The sequence below is a fragment of the Algoriphagus sp. NBT04N3 genome (assembly GCF_019443765.1).
Taxonomy (GTDB): Bacteria; Bacteroidota; Bacteroidia; order Cytophagales; family Cyclobacteriaceae; genus Algoriphagus; species Algoriphagus ornithinivorans.
In genome coordinates this window covers 558,430-571,075 of sequence record NZ_CP048415.1, presented here as the reverse complement: position 1 = coordinate 571,075, position 12,646 = coordinate 558,430, and the positions used below count along the sequence as shown (strand labels likewise).

The 12,646-nt window shown below is 39.0% G+C and carries 12 protein-coding genes; 3 read left to right on the top strand and 9 right to left on the bottom strand.

The window, feature by feature from the left end; genetic code table 11:
- Positions 1-128: 128 nt before the first annotated feature.
- From GYM62_RS02545 to GYM62_RS02535, 3 genes are all read left to right on the top strand, one after another.
- Positions 129-1,529: a methylmalonyl-CoA mutase family protein gene (locus GYM62_RS02545; RefSeq protein ID WP_219958178.1), complete on the top strand. Its 1,401-nt coding sequence runs from the start codon at positions 129-131 to the stop codon at positions 1,527-1,529.
- Positions 1,526-3,640: a methylmalonyl-CoA mutase gene (scpA, locus tag GYM62_RS02540; protein WP_219958177.1), complete on the top strand. Its 2,115-nt coding sequence runs from the start codon at positions 1,526-1,528 to the stop codon at positions 3,638-3,640. Before GYM62_RS02545 ends, scpA begins: the two co-directional genes overlap by 4 nt.
- Before the next feature lie 77 nt (positions 3,641-3,717).
- Positions 3,718-5,598, top strand: a complete 1,881-nt coding sequence (locus GYM62_RS02535; RefSeq protein WP_219958176.1) for a DUF389 domain-containing protein — start codon at positions 3,718-3,720, stop codon at positions 5,596-5,598.
- Here the strand turns inward: GYM62_RS02535 and GYM62_RS02530 are convergent, their stop codons facing one another.
- The 9 genes from GYM62_RS02530 to GYM62_RS02490 all read right to left on the bottom strand — a co-directional run bounded on the left by GYM62_RS02530 (position 5,599) and on the right by GYM62_RS02490 (position 12,645).
- Positions 5,599-5,904 (bottom strand): hypothetical protein, encoded by a 306-nt coding sequence (locus GYM62_RS02530; protein ID WP_219958175.1) that lies wholly within the window; start codon positions 5,902-5,904, stop codon positions 5,599-5,601.
- Positions 5,901-7,223, bottom strand: a complete 1,323-nt coding sequence (locus tag GYM62_RS02525; RefSeq protein WP_219958174.1) for an acyclic terpene utilization AtuA family protein — start codon at positions 7,221-7,223, stop codon at positions 5,901-5,903. Before GYM62_RS02525 ends, GYM62_RS02530 begins: the two co-directional genes overlap by 4 nt.
- Position 7,224: 1 nt before the next feature.
- Positions 7,225-8,511: a CitMHS family transporter gene (locus tag GYM62_RS02520; RefSeq protein ID WP_219958173.1), complete on the bottom strand. Its 1,287-nt coding sequence runs from the start codon at positions 8,509-8,511 to the stop codon at positions 7,225-7,227.
- A 206-nt stretch (positions 8,512-8,717) separates the two neighbouring features.
- Positions 8,718-9,098: a hypothetical protein gene (locus GYM62_RS02515; protein WP_219958172.1), complete on the bottom strand. Its 381-nt coding sequence runs from the start codon at positions 9,096-9,098 to the stop codon at positions 8,718-8,720.
- An 89-nt stretch (positions 9,099-9,187) separates the two neighbouring features.
- Positions 9,188-9,628: an SgcJ/EcaC family oxidoreductase gene (locus GYM62_RS02510; RefSeq protein WP_219958171.1), complete on the bottom strand. Its 441-nt coding sequence runs from the start codon at positions 9,626-9,628 to the stop codon at positions 9,188-9,190.
- Positions 9,629-9,722: 94 nt separating this feature from the next.
- Positions 9,723-10,046, bottom strand: a complete 324-nt coding sequence (locus tag GYM62_RS02505) for a 2Fe-2S iron-sulfur cluster-binding protein (protein ID WP_219958170.1) — start codon at positions 10,044-10,046, stop codon at positions 9,723-9,725.
- A gap of 15 nt (positions 10,047-10,061) precedes the next feature.
- Positions 10,062-11,066 (bottom strand): NAD(P)/FAD-dependent oxidoreductase, encoded by a 1,005-nt coding sequence (locus GYM62_RS02500; protein WP_091655084.1) that lies wholly within the window; start codon positions 11,064-11,066, stop codon positions 10,062-10,064.
- Positions 11,067-11,138: 72 nt separating this feature from the next.
- Positions 11,139-11,588, bottom strand: coding sequence for a MarR family winged helix-turn-helix transcriptional regulator (locus GYM62_RS02495; RefSeq protein ID WP_091655083.1), 450 nt, complete (start codon positions 11,586-11,588; stop codon positions 11,139-11,141).
- Between the two features lie 79 nt (positions 11,589-11,667).
- Positions 11,668-12,645, bottom strand: a complete 978-nt coding sequence (locus GYM62_RS02490) for an ABC transporter ATP-binding protein (RefSeq protein WP_219958169.1) — start codon at positions 12,643-12,645, stop codon at positions 11,668-11,670.
- Position 12,646 lies beyond the last annotated feature (1 nt).

Here is a 12,646-nt window from a genome sequence, read left to right as displayed (position 1 = left end):
GATATTCAACAACTTATATTTAGATAGTCAATCTATTTTATGGTTTTAGGGTTTACCCTCACATTTAATTATTTTTGAAAACCAAGATTAAGGCAAAGGCCTTTCTCATTACAATACAAAACCCAAATATGATACGCCCTGATTTTTATCCATTTCCGGTCAAAAGTAAAAATGATTGGCTAGAACAAATCCATCAGGATCTCAAAGGAAAAGATTTTGAAAAAACCCTGGTAAAAAAGGTGTGGGGAGAAATCCTACAGCAACCTATTTATCATTCGGAGGATTTGGACTTCAATCCTCAACCGATGACTTTCCACCCTCCGTCTCAGATCCCCGGATTAAATCCAAGGCTGTGGTTTAATTCCGTTTCCATTTATCCTTCAGATTCTACCATTGCCAATAAAGAAATATTAGAAGTACTTGAGAATGGAGCTGACGCCTTAATTATTCATGCATCAGGAAATGAGGACTGGGAGAAAATATTAAAAGATGTTCTGCTTCCATATATCAGCCTATATATTCTTCCTGAAAAAAATCCGCGAGAGGTAAGGAAGACCTTTTTTAAATACATTTCAAAACTAGAACTAGCAGGAACCGAGCTTCAAGGAGGTTTTTTGAACTCTCCATTTGATGAAGTATTTGGATCAAATATTAAGCTATCAGAGTCAGCAAAGTATTTCGAAGCTGAGTTTAACATTTGGAAAAGCTACCCTAACTTTTCTCCACTATTTCTGAATTTTGCCAGATATAGAAATAGCGGTGGAACAGGAATTCAGGAACTAAGCTTTGGATTTGGCGAATTGATTGAATTGATGAGCTCTATTTCAGATGAGAAAAGTACACTTCAAGATGTCTTTTCAAGAATTGGAATTCACTCCTCAGTAGCTGGAGACCATTTTCCTGAAATCGCCAAATTGAAAGCCCTAAGAAAGATTTGGGCGATGATTGGGGAAAAATTTGGGATCGAGGCAAATCCATCTAATCTTCAGCTTTTAGTATCCACTTCCACTTGGAGTAAATCCCTGATTGATAAAAATACCAACCTAATCAGAGACAGCTATGAAGCAATGTCAGGGATATTGGGCGGCTGCAATTGTATTTGGATCAGACCCATCCAAGGAAAAAATGCAAGTAACTTGGAGAAAAGGGTTGCGAGAAACATCTCTTCGATTTTGAAAGAGGAAAGTTATTTAGATAAAGTAATGGACCCATCAGCTGGTTCTTACTACTTGGAAAAACTTCAGGAGCAAATTGAAGATGCTGTTCAAAACAGGATAGCTGAAATAGAAAATGAAGGCGGTTGGGAGAAAGCTTTTCAAGAAAGACAGATCCACCAACAAATCCGAGCTCAGCGACTGAAAACTCAGGAAGCTGTTAGCAATTCAGAGATTTCTAAAATCGGAGCCAATAAATTCAAAGCTCAGGGAAAACTCATCGATAATCTTCCTGCAAAGGATTTTTCAGAAGAGGAAAGTGAATTAATTGAAACAAGAGCAACTGCTTTATTAGAAACCCAAAATCACTCATGAGACCAGATTTTACCTCTTGGAAAAAGCCATCTGTAGCTAATGATAACTCATTGGAGGGTTTCTGGGATTCTCCAGAACAAATTCAGGTACCACCTACATTCGATCCGGCTACTCTTAAATTGGCTCATATGGACTTTGTAGCTGGAATCCCGCCTTATCTCAGGGGACCTTACAGTACAATGTATGTGATGCGTCCTTGGACTATTAGACAATATGCCGGATTCTCAACAGCAGAAGAATCCAATGCTTTTTATAGAAGAAATTTAGCAGCTGGGCAAAAAGGACTGTCGGTGGCCTTTGATTTGGCTACTCATAGGGGCTATGATTCTGACCATCCCAGAGTAGTTGGAGACGTTGGAAAAGCTGGCGTTGCCATTGACTCTGTCGAGGATATGAAAATTCTATTTGATCAAATCCCATTGGATCAAATGTCAGTTTCCATGACCATGAATGGAGCTGTGGTTCCTATCATGGCATTTTACATTGTCGCGGCGGAAGAACAGGGAGTCTCTCCTGAAAAATTAAGCGGAACCATTCAAAATGATATTTTGAAAGAGTTCATGGTGAGAAACACCTATATCTACCCTCCCCAGCCTAGCATGAAAATCATCGCGGATATTTTTGAGTTTACCTCTCAAAAAATGCCTCGATTCAACTCCATTTCGATCTCAGGTTATCATATGCAGGAGGCTGGCGCAACTGCCGATTTGGAACTAGCCTACACATTGGCCGATGGACTGGAATACCTGCGAACCGGAGTAAAGGCAGGTTTGGACATTGACGATTTCGCACCAAGGCTTTCATTTTTCTGGGCAATTGGAATGAATTATTTCATGGAAATCGCCAAAATGAGAGCAGGCAGGTTACTCTGGGCTAAAATTGTCCAGCAGTTTAATCCCAAAAATGAAAAATCATTAGCTCTAAGAACACACTGTCAAACATCCGGATGGTCCTTGACAGAGCAAGATCCATTCAATAATGTCACAAGGACAGCAGTAGAAGCCTTGGGTGCAGCTATGGGGCATACTCAATCTTTACACACCAACTCGCTGGATGAAGCCATTGCTTTACCCACTGATTTCTCAGCAAGAATTGCCAGAAACACTCAGTTGGTTTTGCAGGAAGAAACAGGAATCACAGATGTGGTTGACCCTTGGGGTGGTTCCTATTATGTGGAATATCTGACTGATCAACTGGTGGAAAGAGCCTGGACGCTGATCGAAGAAGTAGAAGGCTTAGGTGGTATGGCAAAAGCTATAGAAGCAGGGTTACCAAAACTTAGAATAGAAGAAGCTGCTGCAAAAAAGCAAGCGAGAATAGATAGTGGAAAAGACATCATTGTTGGAGTAAATAGATATCAGGTTGATGAAAAATCTGAGATTGAGCTATTGGAAGTAGACAATCAATCTGTAAGAGAATCTCAAATTCAACGAATCAATCAGATCAAGTCAACACGAAATCAATCTGAAGTCGAAAGTGCATTAGAGGCTATCACGGAAGCTGCGCAAAGCGGAAACGGAAATCTCCTAGCCCTGGCAGTGGATGCAGCGAGAAAAAGAGCGACTTTAGGGGAAATTTCCATGGCTATGGAGAAAATATTCGGAAGGCATCAGGCCCAAACCAAATCTATCACCGGTGTTTATGCAGCAGAAGTGAAAAATCAGGAATCATTTAAAAAAGCAATTGCCCTTTCCGATCAATTTGCCGAACTGGAAGGAAGGCGACCAAGAATCATGGTAGCCAAAATGGGTCAGGATGGTCATGATAGAGGTGCAAAAGTCATCGCAACAGGCTTCGCCGATTTGGGGTTTGACGTCGACATAGGACCATTATTTCAAACACCAGAGGAAGTGGCGGAACAAGCCATAGAAAATGATGTGCATATTGTAGGTGCTTCTTCTCTGGCCGCAGGACATAAGACTCTGATTCCCCAATTGATAGAGGCATTGAAAAAACTTGGCAGACCGGATATTATGGTGGTAGCCGGAGGAGTAATTCCTGCCAAAGATTATCAATTTCTTTTTGACAAGGGGGTTTCGGCAGTTTTTGGCCCGGGAACAGTGCTTTCTGAAGCTGCGACAAAAATTCTCGAAAAACTTCTGGAAGAATAATAAGCAGCCCTCCGAGGAGGGCTGTTGTTTTTTAAATTATCTACTAGTATTCAGCTAAACAATAGCTATTTTTAAGTATGCGGGATTTCGTATTAGTTTTTGATCAAAATCTTCCTGAGGAAGATCAAAATTCCTTTTTTGAAAAACTGGAAGTTCAACCTAAATCCAAACTTCCTTTGAATCAATTTAATCTTCAAGACTATTCTTCAAAGGATAACATTTTGTTTTGGGTCAGTGATGAGCAAAGCAAAAAGATTATTGAAGAGGCAAACGAAAATAGTCCATCCATTGCTTTTCTCCCCCACCCTGAACTCATCCTAATCGCCAAATCTTTGGGAGTGGCATCTTCCAAAGAAAAAGCATTTAATCACTTTCTTGAAGCAGAGGAAGTAGAGGTATTTGATTTACTTGAAATCAATGGGGAATTGTGTATGAATTCCCTGGTCATCGGAGAATCCCTTAGCATCTTGTATGATTCTTTTGAAAATAACTTTTTTCAAAACCTGAAAGAACGATTTCGAAGGTTTCTAAAACTTTTCAGAAGAGTAAAATTGAGAAGCTATAAAATCACCTATGGAAAAGAAGAAGAAAAAACCATTGAGATTGCTGCTATGGGCATCTTGGCAGTTTCACATTGTGAGAGCAACCTGATTTTCAAACGAGTCATCAAAGATTCAGGATTGAATGAAGGCTTGATGCATGTAATTATTTTGGCCCCAAAAAGCCTTTTTTCAATCATTCGTTTTGGTCTGCAAAACCTCTTTTTCCCAGTTAAAGGAAGTGCAATCCCAGACTTTTTGAGCTATATCTCCACTGAAAAAATGACTATAGAAAGTGAGGAAGAGTTCACTTTCGCTTCGGATGGTCAAGAGAATAAATCCGGAAAACTGGAATTAGGAATTTCCGAAAATAAAGCAAGAATATTCTCGGATTTTGATTCCAGTAAAGAAAAAGAGGAAAAGAAGAAAGAGCTCAATGTCTCTTCTTTACCTATGGGAAAATTGAGGATGGAGCTCACCACAGGATACCTTCCTTGGGTGAGGCACGCAACTTCTGAAGAGTTCAAGGAGCTATTCACTTTATTAAAACAAAATTCTCAAACCTCCTCCACTTATTTGGTACTCATGGCCTTATCCACCATGATCGCAACTTTTGGACTTTTCGGAAATTCAGGTCCGGTGGTAATCGGAGCTATGATCTTGGCACCCTTGATGGGACCTATTATTTCCTTGGCTATGGGCGCTTTGAGACAAGATGGTATCCTTATCAAAAATAGTCTGATCACCATATTTTGGGGAGTGGTGTTGGGGATCATTTTTGCGGTATTTATCACTTGGATTACTCCACTCAAAACCATGAATTCCGAGATATTAGCCCGAATTAGGCCTAATTTATTGGATTTAGGGATTGCTGTGGCTTCAGGGATAGCAGGAGCATATGCTCACTCCAAAGAAGAAATAGCCAAAACATTGGCAGGAGTTGCAATTTCTGTAGCATTGGTACCCCCTTTAGCCGTAGCTGGAATTGGATTGGGATGGGGAAACTGGAATGTATTCTGGGGAGCATCCCTGTTACTCGGAACGAACCTAGCAGGGATAGTAATGGCTGCAGCATTGACATTCATGCTTCTCGGATTTAGTCCATTCCGCCTAGCTAAGAAAGGAATTTTGATCAGTGTAGGGATTTTAATTTTGGTGACTGCACCATTAGTCTTGAGTTTCCGGGAAATGGTTAGGGAAAATCAACTGATTCAACAATTGAGTGGAAAAGAAATACCTCATGGTTTATTAAGAGATGTAAAGGTAATAGGCCTAAGCCCTTTACGCCTTTCTGTGACTATTCTTTCTGATCATGAATTGAACAATCAGGATTTTAAAGAGATCAAAGAAGAAATAGAGGAAAAAATCCAACAGCCTATCCAATTGGAATTAACTCTGGGGGTTAAGCTTTTTGAATGATCATAATTCCATTTCGAGAAGTGCATAGCTTAAGCTTTTTCCATGGGTGTCCAAGGCAAGAGAGGTATTTACACCTCCTGATAAAGCATTCAAGCATGTAAATTGTATTGCTTTTAACTCTGGAAGAACATAGCGGATAACCTCTCCAGAGATCTGATCCTTAAAATGATTTTTCACCTTTTCAACTGTGATTTTTTTTACCAATAGATCAAAATCTAAAGGATCATAGGGAATCAGAGACAAGATCAAAGTATTCCCTTTATCTCCGGCTCTGCTGTGGGCAATTTCTGCTAGCTTTCTTGTCATGATGTAAAAACTTGAAATTCGGGGATAATTTTCTTTCTATCTAATAAGATCGAAACTATTCCTATAACTTCTTCCACATATTTTCTCGCACCACCGCCTCCCGCAGGACCATTGGTATAAAGAGCCTCTACTTCTTCACCAATTAGCTGGGCATCAATTTTCTGAGCACAAAGTGCAGCCACTCTTAATCGAACTTCATAAGGAGAAGATTTATTGGATAATTCCATTGGATGCAATGAGTTGTATCCAATAAGATCTATTTTCAGATTAGGAAACGAGTGACCAATTCTTTTTTGAATTATCTCAGCAGCCAGCTTGCCTCTTTCTAATGCATGAGCTCCTGCATAAGAAATTTCACCTATCCCCTTAAAGCCCGCCTCATAACCTACGGAAACCTTTAAATTTGATGGCTTAGCGAAACCTAAACCTCCAGAAATATAAATTTCATCCGGTCCAATCTCTTCTATTTGAACCTTTGAAAAATCAGCTTTTACATCGGGTGTTATATATTCGAAAGGATTCAATACCTCATATAACAATTGCTCTTTGACTGTTTGAACCGTAATACTCCCACCTGTTCCAGCTACTTTAGATATTTTACCGTTGCCAAGGGCATCTACATCAACATATGGATGGCCTAGAATTTCCATATTTGGGACAGGTTTTGAAATAGGATCTGCAAAGTACCCGCCAGTAATCTGGCCAGCACATTCTAAAAGGTGACCTAATACAGTTCCTTTTCCTAATAAAGAATAATCTGTTTCGTCCCAACCAAATTCATAGATCATGGGAGCTAAGAAAAGGGATGGATCTGCAACCCTACCTGTAATTATAATATCAGCTTTAGTGTTTAAGGCAGGCAGTATAGCTTCATAGCCTAAATAAGCATTAGCTGAAATTATTTTCCCAAAAGCATTTATTGGTTTCCCGTCCTCAAGACTCTTTTCTGTCCCAGTAATAAATTGAAAAACATCATCTCCAGTTACCGCTGCAACTTTAATTGAGATCCCCTGTTTATTTGCCATTTCAACAACTTTCATTGCAGCGCCCACAGGATTAGCGGCTCCCATATTGGTAATTAAACGAGTCTGATGTTTTACTAGCAATGGCAACAAATTAATCAAACGCTTTTCTAATAGTTCATCATACCCTAGTGATGAATTATGTTGCTTCCTTTTTTGGGCTAAGGCAATGGTACGTTCAGCAAGACATTCTAAAACCAAATAGTCTAGGTTCCCTTTTTCAGTAAGGATTAGTGCAGGCTCAATTCTATCACCTGCAAAGCCTGCTCCACAACCAATTCTAATTTTATCCTTCATGCTAAATAGTAATTACTCCCATTAATGTTGATACCAAAAGCATGACCATAGTCACCAAAAATGCCAATGGAATAGTTTTTTTTTGATGATCTCCCAAATCCAACTTTGCCAACCCCACCAATAAATAGGTAGATCCAGTTAATGGACTTACTGGAAACCCAGTTGTCATTTGACCCAATATGGCAGCTCTACCCACCTCCAAACTACTAGCCTGAAAAGTCTCAGCTGTTGAAGCTAAAATTGGCAAGATTCCAAAATAAAAGGAATCTGGATCGAAAACCAGGCTCGCGGGCATAGCAAATAGCCCTGTTATGAGAGGTAATTGCTTTCCCAAAAGTTCAGGTAAAACATTTTGAATTGAAGATGCCATTCCTTGCATCATTCCACTTCCATTTAAAATCCCGGTGAAACAACCAGCAGCAAATAAAATGCTTGCCATCAATAAAGCTTCTTTGGCATGAGCATCAATCCTTTCCTTTTGATCCTTAACCTTTGGAAAATTTACCACCAGGGCGATACCAAATGCTACCATGAAAACAACATATGGAGGAGCCCAACTAAGTACAATCAATGAAATTGCCAAAATAACAAGCATGATATTCAGCCAAAATCTCCAAATAGGTATATTTTGAAGGCTTACCGAAGTGTTTTTTTCATCTGCTGATTGTAAGGCTATGGTAGATATTTTTTTTTCGTTTTTACCTAAGAAAAATGCAATGGAAAAAACAGTAATCAAACCGAACAAAAACGGTACAAGAATGGGATTGAATAATTCTGTGACTGAAACGTCCAAGGCAGATGCTGCACGAATAGTAGGCCCTCCCCAAGGCAGAATATTCATCGTTCCTGCTGATAAAGCAACAATTGACCCTAAGGTCAACCTGCTCATCCCTAAAGCCTCATAAATTGGGAGTAATGCTGGGATTACAACAAGGAAAGTTACTGCACCAGATCCATCCAAATGAACCAGCATAGCCAAAAAAGCAGTGGCTAAGGCAACTTTCACAGGGTCATTCCCCGCTAATTTTAATAATCGAGAAATAATAGGTTCAAAAGTTCCTGCATCTAACAAAATCCCAAAAAAGAGAATTGCAAAAACAAACATAACCCCAGTTGGGGCAATTGTTACTAGTCCCTCAGAGATATAAGCAGGAATTTCATGAATTTGACCAGCCAAAATTCCTGTTGTCACTGGTACCAATATCAATGCTACAACAGCAGAAGTTTTTTTAGCAATAATTAAGTACAGTAGCGCTCCTATTGTCAATATTCCTAGTAGCGCTATCATTTGCTAATTTCATTGCTAGATTTAAGAATTATTTTTTCCCTTCCTTGCCAGTTAAAAATCGAAATGCTTGATAAATTCTTTCGATTAAAAACGTAATAATAAAGGTTCGGATAGTCTAACAAGAATAAGAGCTTTTTCATGAATCAGAAATAAATACCTGATCAAGAAAAAGAAAAAATTTATTGTTTCAAAATGAAACAATAATATCAATCATACATAAATATGGGTTTTCCATTTTCACAACGTACTCCCTTTGGTTCAGCTACATACATGCAATCCGAAAAGCGATTATTTCTTTTGTTGTCTTCAGCCTGCAATTGATTGTATTGTTTGACCTTCTTTAAAAAATCATCCACGTTGATTTTCTTGGAATAAGCAATATATTCCCATGGCCCACCGCAGGGTTTACTCCCCAAGGCAACATACCCCCAGTCATTTGAATTATTGCAGGTTTCGGATTCTGCCATCTGCTTGATTTCAGCATAAAGCAATTCCAATTCCTCCAGCGTATAAACTCTGTTTTCAGATTCAAAAAGCTGGCAAGAGGATAAAATTAAAACCGATAGAATGACGATATACCTTTTCATAAATAGTGCTTAAAAACTAACTTCAATACGAAGTATCTGAAAAAAGTGATACATCAAATCTCGAAAATTTTTTGCAAGAAAATTTCAGATTAATCCCTTGGGTCCATATTTCTAATAGCTGAAATCAACCATTTCCCCTTCTTCTTTACCAATATAAAGCTGCTCCAGAGCTTCCTTTGAGTACCGTCCGCTTGGTCTATTAGATACCTCGCATCTACCATAGCCACCTCATTGGACAAAAATTTAATCTTTTCAACTTTCAAAATTCGAGATCCAAGGTTATTCACCGAACTTCTTACCATCCCAGAAATTGCTTCAGCTGCCCCATTGCGCCATTCACCACTGGACACCAATTGATCAATATCTTCTGTGAAAATGGATTTTAATAAAACCGAATCCCCAGTTTCTCTTGCCTTTTTATAATCATTGATGACTTGATTGATTGCCACAGAATTTATTTTTTGTTCGTCTGTGATTTGAGAAAAGCCTACTACAGGGATTAAAAGGAAGAATAATAAAAGAAATCTCATGATACTTAGGTTTATCTTTAGTCAATATCCGAAAAAATTAATAAAAAAAAACCACTCATTTCTGAGTGGTTTCGAATAGTTGAGTATAAATATTCTAGACTACGTCTTCACCTCTTAGCTTAATTACGGCTCCTTCCAAGATGTCAGAAATTCTGATTTGACAAGCAAGCCTGGAAGTTGGGAAATATTCAGGAAGGTTTTCCAACTGGTCAAGTTCTGCATCAGTTGCATCTCCCAAGCCATCTTTTCCTTCCAAAATTTCAACATGACAAGTAGCGCAAAGAGCCATCCCTCCACAGGTTGCCAATACAGGATAATCAGATGCTTTTAGAATTTCCATCAGGCTGAAACCCATGTCATCTGGAGCTTCGACAGGCTGACGATTACCGTCGTTATCTTCTACAATGAAATTTACCATGACGCAAAAGTAGCATTAAAATGAGTTTACACCATTGACCGTAGTGTATTTAAAGCTCAATTTTTGATCAGGATAAACATATTTGAAGGCAGAATGCATCATAATAGCAGCCTCATGGAATCCGCAAAGGATCAATTTCAATTTACCTGGATAGGTATTGATATCTCCAATGGCATATATTCTTTCCACTCCAGTAGAATAATCTCTTGTATCTACTTCGATCGCATTCTTATCAATAGATAATCCCCAATCTGCGATTGGACCCAATTTCGGACTTAATCCAAAAAGAGGGATAAGATAATCTGTATCGATTTTGATTTCAGCTTTGGATTTGTCCTCCAAAGTGACTGAGTTCAACTTGCCGTTTCCACCAACTTCTTTCAAATTAGCCGAAAGGATCAAATCAATTTTGCCCTGATTGGCTAGGTCGAATACTTTCGCAGCAGAATCAGGTGCACCTCTGAATGTCTCATTTCTGTGCACCAAAGTTACTTTTTGTGCAACATTGGAAAGAAAAATAGTCCAATCCAAAGCAGAGTCTCCTCCACCAGCAAGCACTACTTTCTTATCGCGAAAGGTTTCTGGATTTTTCACCATATAAGTGATTCCCTTTCCTTCAAATGCATCCAAATTCTCCAAAACAGGCTTTCTCGGCTCAAAGCATCCCAAGCCGCCGGCAATCACGATCACTTTTGCGTGAATATGCGTTTTATCGCTGGTAGTCACCACAAAGCTTCCGTCTTCCTGCTTATCCAAGTGGTCCACTCTTTCTCCCAAAGTGAAAGTTGGAGAGAATGGCTTGATCTGTTCCATCAGGTTATCCACTAGCTCCTGAGCTTTAACTTCAGGATATCCTGGGATATCATAAATTGGTTTCTGAGGATAGATTTCGGATAACTGACCACCTACTTGTGGTAGGGCGTCAATCAAATGACATCGCATTTTGAGCAATCCTGCCTCAAATACTGCGAATAAACCGACCGGTCCAGCTCCTATGATGCAAATATCAGTATGAATCATCTTGTATTAACTTTATGGGAAAACCCCTTTAAATTCAAATTGTTCGTATAAATACTATTAGTACACTAATTATTATTCTTCCATCACCTGACCATCCAAATTCTGATAGATTGTATTCAGAATTCTCTTAAACTCGTCAAAATCATTCTCGTTTAGATTTTCCCAAGCCTTTTCTCTAATCTCCAGAATTTTTGGTCTCAGCGAAGTCACTTTAGCCACCCCAGAATCCGTAAGATGAAGCTGAAAACTCCTTCTATCCTGAGGATGGGGGATTCGCTCAACATACCCTTTCTTGCAAAGCAAATCAATGATTCGAGTCAAAGTAGGATGATCTTTGAACACCAAATTCGCAAGCTCAGTCTGACTAAGTAAGCCATGTTCCGATAAATTTTTCAAAACTAACCATTGATCGACAGTCACATCAAAATCTCCCTGCTTAAACTGCTGCTGAGCATACTGCTTGACCTTTCGTGCTGTACGGTCAAGTAGGAAGGAATATTTTGCGAATTGCTCTTGTGTCATACAAATAATTAGTGTGACAAATATATAAAAAAAGTGATTCAGAAATACAATTCTCTACTTTTTCTATAGGGATAATAACTTACTTGATATCAATCCTTAAACTATCTATAAATGATTCCAAAGAATCAAATTCCTTTTCCATGAAAAAAATTGAGAAAGGATTATTCTGGACTCTTACCTGTCCGTCCAATTCATAGATCCCCGCCTTTTTCAAGGCCTTTTGTAACCAAAAAATCAATTCCTGAGATCCTTCAATATTAAAAGTCGCAGGTTGGCTTTTAATCTCAACCCTTCCTCTTTGGGTATTGAACTCGAATTTTTCCTGAGGAAATAATTGATTGATTTTACCTGAAATCACCAAGTCTTCTGGGAGTCCTTTTACAAGATCCTCTCCACAATTCATCAACCAAATCTGATCAGAACTCTCTAAAGCAATATCCAAATCATGCGTAATTACCAAGACACTCTTTCCCTTATGAAGCGATATCTCACGGAGCAATTGCATGATCTCGTAGCGATTTACTAAATCTAAATGCGCTGTGGGTTCGTCCAAAACCATGATCGGTGCATCCTGAGCTAGGGCTCTAGCTATAAAAGCCTTTTGGCGCTGCCCATCAGAGAGATCGGAAAGCCTCTCTTGTTGGATGTATGCTATTTTCGTATCCTCAATCGCCTTGTACACTGCCTTTTTATCCAATTCTGATAAATATCCAGACCAGTTCAGATAAGGAGTTCTGCCCAAGCTGACGAGTTGAGTAACTGTCATATTCCCCGGAATAAAAGGCTCCGTCAAAACAACTGCTAGATTCTTTGCGAGTTCCTTCTGTGCAAATTGATTAATCGATTTGCCTTGAACAGTCAATGATCCTTCCCAAATGGGAAGTCTTCCCATAATCGCTTTGATCAAGGTTGACTTACCCACCCCATTAGGGCCCAATAAACATGTGAGTTCTCCGGAAAAAAGCTTAAAGTTTATTCCTTGCAACACTTCTTTACGGGATTTACCGGATTGGTAACCCAAAGTCAAATTATTGCCAACAATTACTTCTCTTCTCATA